Annotated in this window: 11 protein-coding genes; 8 read left to right on the top strand and 3 right to left on the bottom strand. The window is 48.0% G+C overall.

The genetic code is table 11. The features are described 5' to 3' along the window. The first annotated feature begins 23 nt into the window (after positions 1-23). Genes DFP95_RS21985 through DFP95_RS21970 form a run of 4 tightly spaced genes read left to right on the top strand, consistent with a single transcriptional unit; the run spans position 24 to position 3706 of the window. A complete protein-coding gene (locus DFP95_RS21985) occupies positions 24-953 on the top strand; it encodes a carbohydrate ABC transporter permease (RefSeq protein WP_115994852.1) in 930 nt (309 codons plus the stop codon). A gap of 1 nt (position 954) precedes the next feature. Then, on the top strand, positions 955-1782 hold the full coding sequence (locus DFP95_RS21980) for a carbohydrate ABC transporter permease (RefSeq protein ID WP_115994851.1): 828 nt from the start codon (positions 955-957) through the stop codon (positions 1780-1782). Positions 1783-1812: 30 nt separating this feature from the next. Continuing rightward, positions 1813-3003, top strand: coding sequence for a trans-sulfuration enzyme family protein (locus DFP95_RS21975; RefSeq protein ID WP_115994850.1), 1191 nt, complete (start codon positions 1813-1815; stop codon positions 3001-3003). 25 nt (positions 3004-3028) lie between these two features. After that, positions 3029-3706: a FadR/GntR family transcriptional regulator gene (locus DFP95_RS21970; RefSeq protein ID WP_245987848.1), complete on the top strand. Its 678-nt coding sequence runs from the start codon at positions 3029-3031 to the stop codon at positions 3704-3706. A gap of 64 nt (positions 3707-3770) precedes the next feature. Here the strand turns inward: DFP95_RS21970 and DFP95_RS21965 are convergent, their stop codons facing one another. Both DFP95_RS21965 and DFP95_RS21955 read right to left on the bottom strand, forming a co-directional pair. Then, positions 3771-5255, bottom strand: coding sequence for an ABC transporter substrate-binding protein (locus tag DFP95_RS21965; RefSeq protein WP_115994849.1), 1485 nt, complete (start codon positions 5253-5255; stop codon positions 3771-3773). 567 nt (positions 5256-5822) lie between these two features. Next, positions 5823-7235, bottom strand: coding sequence for an extracellular solute-binding protein (locus DFP95_RS21955; RefSeq protein WP_115994847.1), 1413 nt, complete (start codon positions 7233-7235; stop codon positions 5823-5825). A 228-nt stretch (positions 7236-7463) separates the two neighbouring features. Between DFP95_RS21955 and DFP95_RS21950 the strand changes: the two genes are divergently transcribed. Then, positions 7464-8693 carry an aminopeptidase gene (locus DFP95_RS21950; RefSeq protein WP_115994846.1) on the top strand — a complete coding sequence of 410 codons (1230 nt, stop codon included), beginning with the start codon at positions 7464-7466 and terminating at the stop codon, positions 8691-8693. An 85-nt stretch (positions 8694-8778) separates the two neighbouring features. Here the strand turns inward: DFP95_RS21950 and DFP95_RS21945 are convergent, their stop codons facing one another. Beyond that, positions 8779-13800: an endo-1,4-beta-xylanase gene (locus DFP95_RS21945; protein ID WP_115994845.1), complete on the bottom strand. Its 5022-nt coding sequence runs from the start codon at positions 13798-13800 to the stop codon at positions 8779-8781. A gap of 334 nt (positions 13801-14134) precedes the next feature. Here DFP95_RS21945 and DFP95_RS21940 point away from each other — a divergent pair, with 334 nt between their 5' ends. The 3 genes from DFP95_RS21940 to DFP95_RS21930 all read left to right on the top strand — a co-directional run bounded on the left by DFP95_RS21940 (position 14135) and on the right by DFP95_RS21930 (position 16110). Then, positions 14135-14659 carry a zinc-binding metallopeptidase family protein gene (locus tag DFP95_RS21940; protein WP_115994844.1) on the top strand — a complete coding sequence of 175 codons (525 nt, stop codon included), beginning with the start codon at positions 14135-14137 and terminating at the stop codon, positions 14657-14659. An 89-nt stretch (positions 14660-14748) separates the two neighbouring features. Continuing rightward, complete coding sequence (locus DFP95_RS21935; protein ID WP_181907560.1) at positions 14749-15612, top strand: M28 family metallopeptidase; 864 nt, start codon at positions 14749-14751, stop codon at positions 15610-15612. 123 nt (positions 15613-15735) lie between these two features. Further along, the gene (locus tag DFP95_RS21930; protein ID WP_147304206.1) at positions 15736-16110 is read left to right on the top strand and encodes a hypothetical protein; all 375 of its coding nucleotides are present in this window, start codon (positions 15736-15738) and stop codon (positions 16108-16110) included. Positions 16111-16263 lie beyond the last annotated feature (153 nt).

Here is a 16263-nt window from a genome sequence, read left to right as displayed (position 1 = left end):
TATGAGTAAAGGCGGTGCGATTCATGAAAGACGATCATCCTTCTATTATCGGACGATTTCAGGCAGGTTTCCGTAATTCGCCGCGCGGATTCATCTTCTTCAGCTTGTTGCCGACGCTGATACTGGTGCTGGCATTTACGTACTATCCGTTCTTGCGCGGCATTGTGATGGCGTTTCAAAACTATCAACTCTTCGACCTGACCAACGTCCGTTTCATCGGCTTGGACAACTTCAAGAACATATTTAACGATCCGAAATTCAAACATGCAGCGGTCAATAGCGCCTATTGGGTGTTCATCTCTCTCATTTTGCAATTTACGATCGGATTGACGGTCGCGCTTATGTTAAGCAAGCGATTCCGCGGGCGGGGAATTTTTCAGGGCTTTGTTTTTTATTCATGGGCGTTGTCCGGATTTCTGATCGGGTTGATCTGGAAGTGGATGTTCAACTCGCAGATCGGGGTCATCAACGATTTGCTGCTGCGCACCGGCATTATTCAGGAGCGAATCGGTTTCTTGTCGGATCCGAATTGGGCGATGACATCGGTCATTATCGCGAACGTCTGGTATGGCATCGCTTTTTTCGCGATCATGCTGCTGGCCGCGCTGCAATCGGTGCCGTCGGAGCTGTACGAAGCGGGAAGCATGGACGGTGCGAGCGGCGCGCGTAAGCTGTTTAACATCACGATGCCTTACATTATGCCGACGGTAATTACGACAACGCTGTTGCGCGCGATCTGGATATTCAACGATCCATCGATAATATACGGGTTGACGAACGGAGGACCTGCGGGCTCGACTCATATTCTGTCTTCGTTAATGCTCGACAAGATTATGTACGGCGGCGATTACGGAGCGGCTTCCGCCATCGGAATCGTGATGATCGGCATCCTTCTGCTCTACACGATCTTTTATTTGTCGGTAACGAGATCAGCGAAAATGGGGGACTTTTAATATGAAGAGACACCTGATGAAAGGTTCGAAGGTCGTCTTCTTGGCTCTCTATCTCATTTTTATGGTGTTTCCGCTCTATTGGATCGTCATTACGTCGCTGAAGCCGCAAAAAGAAATTTTCTCGTTCCCGCTGAAATATTGGCCAAGCGAGCTGACCTTTGAAAATTATATTAACATCATTAAAATTTCCAAATTCCACGTCTATATAGCAAACAGCTTGCTGATTTCCCTAAGCGCTGCCTTGATTGTTTGCTGCATCGCGGTTCTTAGCGCCTACGTACTGGCCCGGTACAAATTCCGCAGCCATCGTCAGGTGATGCTGGGCTTCTTCCTGACCCAGATGCTACCGGGCTTCGTGGCGCTCGCTCCTCTATATTTGCTTATGAGTAGACTGGATTTGATTAATACGCGGTATTCCCTCATTTTGATGTATACCGTGGGCTTGATCCCGTTCTCGACGATATTGCTCAAAGGGTTCTTCGAACGGATTCCGTCCAGCCTTGAAGAGGCGGCGATGATCGACGGCTGCTCCCGTTTGTCGGCGCTTATTCGCGTCATTATGCCCGTTATGATGAATGGGATCGCGGCCACTTTTATTTTCGCGTTCGTGCAGAACTGGAACGAGTTGTTCATGGCCGTCCTGTTTATAGACAACGAATCGCTGAAGACGCTACCCGTGGCGATGAATTCATTCGTGATGAAATTCGACGTCGATTGGGGCGCTATGTCTGCCGGTACCGTCTTGTCCGTTATCCCGACAATCGCATTGTTTGCCATCGCGCAACGCTTCATCGTTGAAGGTTTGACGCAGGGCGCCGTCAAGGGATAAGGTAACGATATATGGAAAGGAACATAGAAGATGACAGATAAGAACGAGCGAGAATGGCAGTATACGTCGACATCTCACGATGCCGTCGATGATAGGCATCACGGGTCCATTAATATTCCGATCTATCAATCCAGCTTGTTCGCTTTCGAGTCGTACGACAAGTTCGAGGAGGCTACGCGGAATTCGCGGATCTCTCATGTCTATTCTCGGGGAAATAACCCGACCGTGCGGTATTTAGAGGATAAGCTGGCTGAACTGGAACGCGCGGAGACGGCGAAGTGTTTTGCTTCGGGAATGGCCGCCATTACGGCGGCGATCCTATCCAATGTCAAGACGGGCGACCATATCGTCTGCGTGGATCAGGCATACGGTCCGACAAGAGAGTTCGTGACCGGTTACCTAAAGCGCTTCGGCATCGAATCGTCGTTGGTGGATGGACGTTCGCTGGACAACATTCGTTCAGCCATTCGTCCGGAAACCAAGCTGATCTATTTGGAAAGCCCGACGTCGATGCTGTTCCAACTGCAGGACTTGGCTGCTTGCGCGGAGCTCGCCCGCAGCCGCGGAATCGTCACCATAATCGACAACTCCTGGGCGACGCCGGTATTCCAGCGCCCCCTAGAGCTGGGCATCGATCTCGTCGTTCACTCCATCACGAAATACATTTCCGGGCAAAGCGACAGCGTCGCCGGTGTCGTGCTAGGCTCCGAGCGACTCATTAGCCGGATTGCCGAGGATGAATATATGCTGTTCGGGGGAATTATGACGGCGTATACCGCAGCGCAGGTCACCCGTTGCTTGCGTACGCTGCCCCTGCGGATGGAACGGCATGAGCGCAGCGCGCTGGCGGTCGCGGCTCATATGGTTAGCCAGTCGTACGTGCTGCGAGTCAATCATCCCGCGCTCTCATCACATCCGCAGTATGCGCTTGGACAACAACAAATGAGCGGTTCTAGCGGACTCTTCTCATTTGAATCCGATGTGCCGCATGAAATCATGCGACAATGGGCGAGCCGGCTTAGACTATTCAAAATCGGCGTTAGCTGGGGCGGATTCGAATCGCTCGTCACGGTCAATCCGGCCAATGCGGGTTGCGTGACGGAAGCCCGCAGCTTGGTTCGTCTGCATATCGGGCTGGAGAGCGTCGACGATCTGATCCTAGATATGGATCGGACCTGGGCGGCCATGTCATTGACCGACGAAGGCGTTAGCGCCGATTAATTAAAGTAACAAGGAGTGACCCGCAGTGGCAAAAATCCAAAAACAAACGATGCCCGAATTGGTGTCGCAGGAAATTCAAAATTATATCGAAGAAAAGGAGCTGCGAGAAGGGGACAAGCTTCCGTCGGTCGAGGCGATGACGAATATGTTCGGCGTAGGCCGCTCTTCGCTTCGCGAAGCGCTCCGTTATCTTGAAGCGATCGATGCCATCACCGTCGTCAACGGAAAAGGGATTTACGTCCGCGATGTAGGAACTTATCGATTTGCCGGCAAAATCAAAATAGAAAAAGAGAAGCAATTTTTGCTCTCGATCTTAGAGGTTCGTCGGGCGCTGGAAGGCAAGGCGGTCGAATTGGCGGCTAAGCGGATTACTCAAGCGCAGATCGAAGAATTGACGGAATGCTTGAACGAATACGCTAAACTGAAAGAGGCAGGGGAGCATACCGCCCAAATCGACTTGGCTTTTCACCGCGGAATTATGAAGGCGGCGGGGAATACGATTTTGTACGGCGTGCTCGAGTCGTTCTCCGTCTTATACGAAAAGTTTTTCAATGAACCGCTTGGCGATACGAGGCTCTTCGACGAAACGTACGAGTATCATCACACGATGTTCGCGGGGATTGCGGCTCGCGATCCGGAGCTTGCGCTGTCGGAATTCGACAAGCTAATGAACTGCATCGAGGACATTATTAGAACCTATTGAATATGTCTTCAGTTTAGTGGAATAAGAAGGAAGGCTACCGGATATTCTCCAGTAGCCTTCCTTCTTATTCGTTCAGATAAAGATTCATTTTGCTTTGAACTAGTTTGGCTACATTGTCCGCGGATTTCTGACCGGCAAAGAAAGCCTTGGTTTCTTTGGTGATAATCTCGTTGAATTTCGACTGCGTATTGACGTGATGCGTAGCCCCTAGAATATAGTCGCGCAATGCGGCAAGCGAAGCGCTGTCAACCTTCACGGAGGTGGAATTGGCTGTTTGAATCGTTCCGGCAGCTTCTAACTGTTGCACTAGCTTGTTATAAGCCGTTTGATTGATCGGAAGTCCGAAGCCGCGACCTTCGTTGTCGGTATAAGATTGCATGGATTCATCCGTCATCAGAAATTTAAGGAATTCCCATGCTTCTTTCTTATGCGGCGAGGAAGAGGTGATACCGACGGTTCCGAAGGTGGAGAAATAGCTACCGGATTCTGCGTTTTTCGGGTGCGGTTTCGTATACAATTTCGGTTTCGTAAACTTTTTGCCCATAAAAGGGTTTGAATAGCTAGCCGAGGTGTTCGTGAGATAGTCGCCTGGCGAGGAGATACTCGCTTCGTAGAAATAGGAATCCATGTAAGTGCCGCCGGAACCGGCAACGCCGGGAGCGGTGGGAAGGCCTTTTTCCTTATAAATATCGTACACGACGCCATCAACGAATAACGACCTCACCTGCTTCATCATGTTGGCAAACTCCGTTTGATTGAAATTTGAGTTCTTATTGGATACGGTGACGAGCGTGGAGTAATTTTCCTTTGCCATGGACAGCAGCAAATCGTCGGGGATGCCGTTAAAAGCATAATCCCGGTCGCCTGTTTGCTTCAACTGTTTCATTACTTTAACGAATTCATCCATCGTCCAGTTTTTGTCGTCGAATTCGACGCCTGTTTTCGAGATCGCCTCCGAATCGCCGAACAGCCCTTCAAGGGAGAAATAAAGCGGCGCTCCATAAAGCCCTCCGTCGATCTTCGAATAATCCAGAATATTGGAGAAATAATTCTCTTTCGTGAACGAGGAATCTTGCTTCATCTGGTCGTCCAGATTGACAAGCAGGCCGCGCTTCATGTACTTTTCTGCGGGAAACAGATCCATTTCGATCAGATCCGGGCCTTTGCCGGCTAATAGGGACGTATTGGTAGTCGTGATGTATTTCTCCTGATTCAAGAGCATATCGTTCAGGTCTTTACCAGAAGCCGTTCCGGACTGAAGCTCGATTTCGATATTGGGATGGAGCTGTTCGTATTTCGTTACTGCCGTCTTTAGTTGATCGGTTAAATAATAAGTGGAAAACACAAGCTTCGCGGGTTCGCTTTCGTCTGGCGCTTCCGTGCCGTTCGATTCCTCGCTGTTCGGTCCCGCGCTGTTAGATCCCGTTTCGTCTATCGTCGATTCCTGCGAAGGCTTTGAATCGCCTTGGTCACTATTCGAGGGACTACAAGCGGAAAGAAACAGCAGCAGGCAAACGCTGATCCAACTCGTTTTTTTCATCGCTATCATCTTCTTTCTCCTTAATTAAAATACTGGAATCTACCAAATATATAGCAGAGATATCGCCGCGATATCATGGGCTTGTAAACAAGTTGTCTACGTTAGGCCTCCTAAATCCCACGGCCGAAATAACCGTGGCACGCACGGCTATTATGCAGAAAGAACCTCCCACAGCCGAAATAACCGTGCCACGCACGGCTATTTTGCGAAAAGAACCTCCCACAGCCGAAATAACCGTGCCACGCACGGCTATTATGAAGAAAGTACCCTCCACAGCCGAAATAACCGTGCCACGCACGGCTATTTTGCAGAAAGAACCTCCCACAGCCGAAATAACCGTGCCACGCACGGCTATTATGCAGAAAGAACCTCCCACAGCCATAATAACCGTGCCACGCACGGCTATTATGAAGAAAGTACCCTCCACAGCCGATATAACCGTGCCACGCACGGCTATTATGAAGAAAGAACCTCCACATCCGAAATAACCGTGCCACGCACGGCTATTATGAAGATTCAATAGCGATTTTTGCTCTATCCGAGTTGTCAGACGAAGAGGAGAGTCCTTGTCGCCGTTTATTCGTTAAGGATGAGGTTGACTTTGCTCTGAACGAGCTTCGCGACTTCCGTCGCCGGTTTCTGCCCGCTGAAGAAGGCTTGGGCTTCCTTCATGATCGTCTCGTCTATTTTCGAGGGCGTACGCACCCAGTGAACGGCTTTCGTTAAATGATCTTTTAGCAGATCCAGCTTTTCGTTGTCGACGGCGATCCCTTGAATAGTGCCCGCTTGTTTCAACTTGTCGACCAACGAATCGTAAGCTATCTTGTTAATCGGGAACCCCCGGGTGTCTGTAGACGCAGCGGCAGACGACTGTGCTTCGTCGCTTATGAGATATTGGATAAACTCCCATGCCTCCTGCTTATGGGGAGAGTTAGCGTTTATGCCTACCGTGCCGAACGTGTTGAAATAGCCCCCGGCGCCGATATCTTGCGGATGAGGCTTCGTGTACAGCTTCGTGTGTTCGGCAAAACCGTCCGACAAATAAATTTCAAAGGAGTCTATCGGAAATTCGTTGAAATATGCCTTCGTGTTGCTAGTAGCCGTGCTTCCTCTGCCGCCTCCGTCCTTGAGCATGTCGAACAACAAGCCGTCGTCGAACATCCCTTTAACTTGATTCATGAGGCTGGCGAATAAATCAGAATCGAATGTTTGCTTTCCGTTATTCTCCTTAACGAGATGGCTGAAGTTTTCGGTGGCCATCTCGGTCAGCATAAAGGATGGTTCGCTAATCAATGCGTGTTGGTGCTCGCCTTCTTGCTGCAATTGCCGAGCTACCTCCACAAAATCATTCCATGTCCAATTGCTGTCGTTGATCGGCACTCCGGCCTTGCTAATTGCCGCGGCATCGCCTATAAATCCTTCGAGGGAAAAGTACAGCGGCATTCCGTACAGGCTTCCCCCGTTCTTCGCGTTGTCCAGGACGTTGGCGAAATAATCTTGCGGGCGGAACGAGGAACTTTCCTTAATCATCTCGTTTAGATCGACGAGAAGATCACGATTCGCATATGTCTCCATCGGCAAAATATCCAACTCGATCAGATCCGGGCCTTTGCCCGCCAGAATGGCCGTATTCGAGACGGTGACGTATTTATCCCTAAGGTTCTGCGCTTCTTTTAGATCCTTTCCGTAGGACGGCGTAGCTTGCTGCTCGATCTCGACGTTAGGATGCAGCTCTTCGTATTTCTTCACGGCCGACTTCATCTTGTCGCTCAGAAAATAGGTGGCGAACGTAAGCTTCACGGGACCGTCGGAGCTCTTCGTTTCAATGAGTTGTCCTCCCGGCAAAGAGTCGGTTGGCTGCTTCGCAGGCGATAATTCCGTAAAGGGTTTCGCGTCGTTATCAGAGTTGCTGCATGCGGCGAGCAGGAATACTAGACTTGTCAGGGCCCACGCGATCTTCTTCAAGTTGATTCCCTCATTTCTTGGCATGTATCTACTCTAAATACGATAAGGGAAAGATGTCTCCAAAGTTTGACAAGAATGAAATCAAAGTGTAAACAAGATGATCGCCGAAGCGTAGAAAAACCGACAGCAAGGGTCGGCGAGCTTTCACCGAGTGTGCAAAGCCTTTAGCGATTTGGTATTGTAGTCAATAAGCTTCATTTGTTGTCGGCAATAGTTAGCCGTGTTAAGGAAGGGTAGAGAGGAGTTCGACGAATGGAAGCCTTTGATGAAATGTTGAACAAATATGCCGAATTAGTCGTTAGGGTCGGAGTGAACGTTCAAGCGGGGCAAGTGCTTATCGTACATTCTCCAATTGAAACGGCAGAGTTAACGCGATTAATCGTAGCGAAAGCTTATGAGGCGGGAGCCAAATTCGTCATAGTCGAATGGGATGACGATGCGATTACCCGTGCCCGATACGAGAATGCGTCCGATGATTCCTTCGAGTATTATCCGCAGTGGTTAGCTGATGGTATGGTGCGGTTTGCCGAAGAAGGCGGGGCGATCCTGCATATCAAGGTACCCAATCCGGATCTTTTCCAGGGTATCGATTCTTCAAAAGTAGCAACGGCTGTAAAGTCTGCGGCGATAGCACGAAAGGAATATTCAAACTATACGCGGAGTAGCAAAATCAGCTGGTCGCTGATCAAAGCCCCAACTCGCGCATGGGCAAACAAAGTATTCGCCGACCTTCCGGAAGAGCAACGAGTGGATGCCATGTGGGAGGCGATTTTCCGAATGGTACGCGTGAATACCGAAGATCCGATAGCCGCTTGGCGGGAGCATATCGATCGGTTGAAGACGAGTCAGAATTTACTAAACGCAAAACGATACAAGAGTCTCCATTATCGCGCGCCGGGAACGGATTTACGCGTAGCGCTTCCCGAAGGCCATATTTGGCGCGGCGGAGGCGGAGAGAATGAGAAGGGCGTCTATTTTGTCGCGAATATGCCGACGGAAGAAGTGTACACTATGCCGCATCGTACCGGCGTGAACGGGACGGTCAAGAGCACGCTGCCGCTCAATTTGAACGGAAGGCTCGTCGAAGGAATCACTTTTACGTTCAAGGACGGTAAAGTGGTTGCTTACGATGCCGAGTCGGGTCGCGAGCATTTAACTTCATTACTAGAGACGGACGAAGGTGCCTCTTACCTTGGAGAGATGGCATTAGTGCCGCACGATTCCCCGATATCGAACCTGAACATAGTGTTTTATAATACGGGAATCGACGAGAACGCTTCCTGTCATTTCGCGCTTGGAAGCGCGTATCCAGTTAATCTGGAAGGCGGGACGAATCTAACCAGCGAGGAGCTTCTGGAGCGGGGGGCCAATGTAAGTCTGACGCATGTCGATTTTATGATCGGTTGCGCCGATCTCGATATAGACGGAGAACTGCCCGACGGTACCATCGAGCCTGTATTTCGGCAAGGGAACTGGGCTTAATAGAAGAAAAGAAGAGCCAACCTTAACGAATTAGGTTGGCTCTTCTTTATAGTTGGCTCTAGAGACTGTGCCTACCGATTACAGATTACAAATTCCAGATACGGTAGAGGATGACTGCGGCTTCAGCGCGGGTAAGCGTATCTGAAGGCGCAAGCTTGCCGTTCTTGCCGTTTACAATCCCGGATTTCACGAGACCGGCAACGCTGTTTTTCGCGTAAGCGGATATACTCGCTGCATCGGGATAAGCGTCTAAAGCTCCGTTGGCTTCGACGTGCTTGCCGGCTTCAGCTAGCGCGCGTGCCGTAAGCACCATCATATCTTGACGAGAGATATTGCCGTTCGGATTGAACGTATTGTCTCCAATGCCAGTGGCGATTCCTAATGCCTTCGCGATAGCCAGCTCATTGTAATAATAAGCGGTTTCATCGACGTCGCTGAACATAACTTCCTCTTTGCCGTTTCCTTGCAATTCAAGCGCTCTTACAAGTAGGGCAATGAAGTCCGCTCTCTTGATGAAAGCCGAGGGAGCGAAGCTATTCTCAGAAGTTCCCTTGATAACATCGCGAGCTGCCATGGCGTCAATCGCTTGCTTCGCCCATGGCACGTTCTTCAGGTCTCCGAAGGTTTTGACGACGGAGGTCACGGCATAGGTGCTGAAGTGCGTCGTTTGGAACACGACGGTTCCGGTTGCCGCATCATAACGGCCGTTCGGGATGGATGTCGCATTGCCTTTGCCATCGATGTACCAAACCACGATCGAATCCGGGTTGCTAAGCTCTTCTGCCGTTGGAGTGTAAGGGACAGAGACCTTTACAGGTGCATCCGGGTTGTTCCAGGCTACGACTTTGTCACCGACTACCAAATTTAGATCCAGCACCGGACGATTTCCGATTCGTTCGCGAGTAGCTGCATCCAAGCCGTCCGTAGAAGCTTTGGTCACGCGGATGGATACTTGTTCTGCGGTCTCCGTCACATTGGACAGCATGTTGCTTGGAATTTCGATCGTTGCATTTTCGGTCGAGAGTAAGAGTACGAAATTTTCTGTGCCTTTCAAGCTCGAAGTCGGCAATTGCACTTCATACGATTTCACGTCTGATTGCTTCGGAACGTCGATAACGATTTGTTTCTTGCCGTTTGCTGCCGGATCGGCAAGCTCCAGCGCTCTCTTCAGATTATCGTCGGACACTTTGCCCGTTACGCGGCCGCCATCGTTCTTCACTTCAGGCTTGATCGTAACTACGCCGTCTTGATCTACGACGCTTCCTGTCGACGGGATATATACGCTGCCGCCGCCAGAATTTACGACTTTGCCGACGAGGGTTAACTCTCCGTAATTGGATGTGTCCATATAGCCGGTGCCGGTGGTATCGTTCCACGCGGCAACGCTTTGACGGGCGCCGTCTTTCGCGTCATTGATCTGAACGTCAAAGCCCAGCTTCTTGTCGTTGCCCGGCGTAACTGACGTTAACGGAATCTTCACCTCAACTGTGTAGTTTGTTCCGGAAACCTTGGTTGCGGATGCGAAACCGGTTTCGATACCAGTCGGATTGAAGGAAGTCTCGTTGTCAAAGTTAACTCTGTATTGTCCATCGTCAGCTTGATAGGAGGATGTTTTTTCGTTGTTTTGATCTAAGAAAATTTCGACGGAATCCTGTTCGTACGCGGCTGCGCTGGTTTTGTCGAGCTGCGCGTCGCTCACTTGGATCAATACATACAGGTTCTGATCATCCCATAGAGCTTTTGCTACACCTGTTGCGCCTTGCCATGCCATCTGATACCGATTAATCGGTATCTCGGCCGCCTCGCTCCAAGCGCTATCAACAGTTCCATCTACTGCAGGGGTAGCAAATTTAGCGGTAGATTGATTAGCGGTCGTTGATTCAGGAATATGCTCTTCCATAAATTTGTCCGGGTCGGTGACGCCGTAGTAGGCCGGTTTGGCCTGCAGGTCCTTATCGAACAGCAACGGATTTTGGGCGGCTCTCCAGCTCGAGGAGTCATTCAATCCCCAGAACGTCACCCGTTTGATATTCGCGGCGTGAGCCTTATAAATCTTAAACAACTCTGCGTATAAATAGCCTTGAGCATTCGCAAGCTTCTCGGAAAGTTGAGAGTTGCTTCCGGCTGTGATATCAAGCTCGGTAATGCTGACTTCTACGCCTAAGGAAATAAACTTCTCCAAGGACAATTTTACGTTTTCGGGATTCGTGTTGACGTTGTAGTGCCCTTGCATGCCGACGCCGTCGATGAGGAGTTTGCCAGGATGCGTCAGCGCGTACTTATCGTTGATTTCTTTGACCATGCTGTAAATGGCCTGCGCTTTATTCTGATTATCATCGTTATAATCATTGTAATAAAGCTTGATATCCCAACCGGGATTCGCATCCAACACTTCTCTTGCCGCCAGGAAAGACTGCTCTACGTAGTCGGATCCGATGGCGGTATACCAAGGAGACTGTCGCAGCGCCGCTTTCCAATCGGTCGGATTAGACGGGTTATCGTTCATCGCTTCGTTGACTACATCCCAGGAAATGACCTTGTCGCCGAAATGCTCCATGACCGTTTCGATATGGGTTTTCAGATTAGCGAGAGCATCGTCTCGTCCCAGAGGAATCGTATTGTTTTCCGAATCCGTTATCGTATTCAACCAAGTCGGCGACTGCTGATGCCATACCAGTACATGCCCGTGCACCTGTAATCCCTCAGCCAGAGCTTTATCGACTAGAGCATCCGCATTGCCAGGGGAAAATGTTTTATCCGTAGCGTACAATTGATCCGGTTTCATCGCGTTTTCCGCCGTGACGACATTGTGATGCATCTTGAGAAGCTCAAGTCTAGTGCCAGCCATATCCGCTGAAGAGACTGCGTTTCCGATCAGGAAATCGTTCTCATAAGCTTCTTTAATCGGAGTTAAATCTTTCTGTATGCCGATCGGGCCAGAGCCCGTGTTCTCAAAGCTAATATCATCGATATAGAAAGATGCCGTTGCGTTATTCGAACTCTCCACATAGATCGTTAAATATTCGCTGCTTGCATTGGTGTAACGGTAGGTTCCTTCGAACTGAACCCAGCCATCGTTGGTACTGATTGTTTTTTGTGTAAGGTTATTAAAGCTGGGAGTTGTTTGACCGACCTGCGTAGACAATTGAAGCTGTGAGCTCGCGGGTTCGACCAGTTTGACCCAGAAGGAAATCTTATATTCGAAGCCCTGGTCCACATATTTCTCCACGCGTAGTGCCGGTCCATGCCAAGTATTGGATCTGCCCTCTACTTTCAAAGCGTACGAGCCATTATTGGTGTGATTGGCTTCATCCGTAACGGTCAGAGTTTCGGTGCCTGCCCTGCCTAGGAAGCCGCCTGCCGTTTGATCCTCGAAGTCGATCGTGGAGAAGTTCAATGCCGGCGGTCTGTCCGCCGTAATGAGGAGATCTCCGATGAAGAACGGAACGCTCTTCCCTTCCTCGTTTGATTGGAAACGCAGACTTGTTGCCTTACTGGTATCGACGGTAAACTTACTAGTCAAAGTGAAAGCTTCTCCGGCTACAAAGCTGGCGCCGGTCAATAAACCGTAATCGTTTATCGTTTGTAGCCAAGCTTGAGCACCTGCAGGCACAGTAGCATTAGCGTCAACATAACCTTTAGCGGTTATCAAATAGGTTTTGCCGTTTTCCATGCCTAAATCGCTGAATTTGAAATCCGCCGCATCATAGTTGTTAACTCTGTTGCTTATATATAAAGCTTTTCCGTCGGCATTGCCGTCAAAAACTTTGTCAACAACCCGCGTCAGGGTAGCGCCGCCCGATGGCGTCTCAACTCCGGTAGCGGTGTCGAAAGCTTCGTGATAATCTCCTGGCTCATTACCGGTATCCGGTGGAATATCGGCCGTGACGAGGATGTCTCCAATGTAGAACGGAACGGTTTTCCCTTCGGGATTCGTTTGGAAACGCAGGCTCGTCGCAAGGCTGGTATTAACGGTATACTTGGCAGTCAAAGTTAAAGCTTCTCCGGCTACAAAGTTTACACCTGCCAACCAACCGAAATTATTAATGGTTTGAAGAGCGGCTTGAGCGCCGGTCGGCACAGACGTATCGGCATCAACATAAACGGATGCCGTTACCGAGTATGTTTTGCCGTTTTCCATGCCTAATTCGCTGAATTCGAAATCCGCCGCATCATAGTCGTTCGTTCTGTTGCTTACATATAATGCTTTTCCGTCAGCATTGCCTGCGAACACTTTATCGGAGACCCGCGTCAGACTGGCGCCTCCCGATTGCGTTTCATCGCCGCTAGCCGCATCGAAGTCTTCGTGATATATCGTTACCGTATCCGGCTCTTCTGCCGGTGCCGGTCCGCCAATCCAACCGGCGATTTCGCTAAGGGTAGTACTCATCTTGATATAGTGACGACCCATCGCGTGATCGCCTTCATTCGGGTACCCTACTTTAAAGGAATACTTAATGCCATTATCTGCGGCCGCGGCTTGAGCATTAGCATTAAACTGGCCGTAAGGGTAAGCAAATAGAATAGAATCTTTGCCCGTAATCCCTTTAATGAATTCATTAGCCGTAGCTATTTCTGCTGAAGCATCTGACTCGGATATAGAATTCCAAATATTCTCATCATGGTTCACAGAATGATTCTGAATGCTGATATTGGGGTTGTTATCGACAATCGATTCCAATTGAGCAAGAGACATACTGAAGCCGCCGCCGATCCAACCGCTGACCACGAATTGAACGGCATTCATATCATGCTCGTTTAATATCGGCACCGTGTTCTCCACGAAATCAGACGTAGCGTCGTCGAACGTTAGCAGAATCGGCTTTGCCGGAATATCTTCCGGTGCTGCTTCACCTTTCAGGATACTAACATATTGTTCGGCAGTTAACGTAGTGTAGCCATTGTCGTCCAGGTATTGCATATGCTTCTTGAAATTATCTACGCTCGTATGAGTCCAATCATCTGTCGGGTTAGTTACTACCTTATGGTACAAGAGAACTGGAATATTCGGTTCTGCCGCTTCGGCAGCCGGCGCGAGCCAAACTGTCTGGATCAGTAAAGCGGCTGCAAGGAAGGTCGAGACGATTCTTCTTAGCTTTCTACTCATTCGTTACATTCCCCCTGAATTAATAGGATTAAATAAGTTAAGCGCTTACAAACTTATCGAGCAGGTCCTCCTTTTCCGGCTTAAGTATAACGCAGATCAAAAAAACCTTTTACTGGAAGAACTAAAGAACATATTGTACTTATTAAATATTGAGGAATAAATCACGACAATTAATGTCATACTCGAACACCGCTGAATTTTATTCGTATTTTCTCCTCCTCAAGCTATTGTTTTACAAAATAAAATATGATTGTAAATATATAGGAGGTTGTGATATTTTTGATGATATGATGAAATTAATGGTCGTTTACTGGCGGGATGAGGGGTAATTCAAATGAAAACTCTACTTAATTTATTAATTATTGGATTATTAATTGTTCTTATGAACGGCTGTACTAATGAAAGCAATGAAAGCGGTCCGGGGGACTCAGGCTATAAGGAAATAGTGGAGGAACTCTCTTCCGCAAAAATGGAGGGACGATTAACGGGGACGCAAGGAAACGATTTGGCTGTAGAAATGATTGCAAATGAATTCAAGGAAATCGGTCTTGAATATTATGAGAATGATAGCTTTAAGAGTCCCTACTCTCAAACCGTGCTAGATAACGAAAATATGTTATTGCAGGTTATTCTTAACGATGGTAAGACCAAATCGTTTGAGTATGGAGAGGATTATCTGGAGCAGCAGGTTAGCTTCGACTTCGAAGGTCAAGGATTAATAGAAACGGCAATAGATCAATTAACGCCAGATAGCGTGTTCGTTACTGAACAAATGGGGGATTTGCCAAAAGGGGTGCAAAGCGAGGGGAAGTTCATATTACTAAAGAGCGATAACTTCAAGCGCTATCTCCAACAATGAATAGTAAAAAACCAATCCTGCAAATAAGCGCCGACACATACGATTATTTGATTACACATAGATCCGATATTGAGAAGATTGAGCTTCAAATGAAATATAAAGAAAAATCTACCGAAGCCCAAAATGTAATCGGTGTAATTAAAGGGAATTCCTCAACGGAAGAAGCAGACAAGCACGTGATTTATTTGTCTGCACATTTGGATTCATTAGGGAAAGTAAATAAACAAGTCTTTAATGGATCAGGTGATAATGCATCAGGTATAAGTTCACTGATTCACTTGGCCAATAGTTTGAAGGAATTCTCGGAAAATAATGAGTTGGCAGCTGACATTGTATTTTGTGCTTTTAATGGTGAAGAATCGAATAGGCAGGGAAGTAAAGCTTTTGTTCAAAGCCTAGAAGGAGGGCGCCATTCCCTTAACATAAATCTAGATACGATTGGGGTAAGGGAAGGAGATTATTTAATTGTAGGGGATGCAACGAGTGAGAGTCTGTCAAAAAGTCTAGAAGGTTTCTTTAACGATCATGGAATAAAAGCGAGTCTCATGGATGGATTTGGTAGTGATCATATCTCTTATAACGAGAAGAGTATTCCTGGAGTTACGATTGGCAAGTCGGAAGTGTCAAACATTCATTCAATTATGGATAGGCCGGATTATGTGGATTATAAACAATTGGCTAATATTACTGATGCCATTTTTAATTTTGTGATTAGCCAAAACAGTGGTGGAATTGATGCTCTTAGCAATGAACAAAGCATTAGCGAGAATGCAATTCCTGAAACCGCACCACAAATGGCTGAAGATGAAATAACAGAAATGCATAAGCTTACCGAAGAAATAAAAGCAAGGCTGAACTTTAAAGAATATGGAATGTACGAGTGGAAATCCAATCGTAACCTGTTCGTATATCAAGATCATTTTAAGTTCGAGACGGTTGAAGCAGCAGGCTAAGAATTTGCAAACTTCAACTTGCTAAGTTCAATTAATGGCTATTCTTTCATTAACGGTAATATTAATGTTGATATGAACTCGATAAATAAAGAAGTAGCAGCTACAGCGGAATCCAATAAGGTTATGAAATGGAACAAGGAATTAAATTTAGATGATATTATAGACATTAATTTGTCCTACTGCATGGAGTCCGATCAAGATTGCATAGGCATTACTGTTAGCAAGGATGACTACGAAACGCGTGATATAAACGGAAATAAGGTAGCTGGAGAGGCTTTTTCAATCGACGATAAAGAATATAAAGTCTTTGAAATCGATGGCGAGAATAAAATGGTTAACGTATTATTTATTAATAATGGGGTAACGTATTACGCTCGGTTAGTAAAAGGAGTATTCGATGGAACTGGCATCGGTTTGGTTTGGAAAGAAGAGAGCAATAAGCAATACGCTGACTTTGCTGCAAGCTTGCCATGGGATAGTCTATTTAATGGAAAATAGATGATGGGCTGTTCTATCGAAAAACTCGGCCGTAAGCGGTCGGGTTTTTTGGACATAGCGCGCCTAGCCAAGCTAGGCACAACTAGCCGGTGGAAGTCCGGTCGAGGTAAGAGCCAAGTCGCCTCGTAGCTGACGGGCAACTGGTGGAGAGAT

The organism is Cohnella lupini, from assembly GCF_003386205.1.
GTDB classification, from domain to species: Bacteria; Bacillota; Bacilli; order Paenibacillales; family Paenibacillaceae; genus Cohnella; species Cohnella lupini.
Note: the sequence above shows the minus strand (reverse complement) of the source record. Positions and strands in the feature narration are given on the sequence as shown.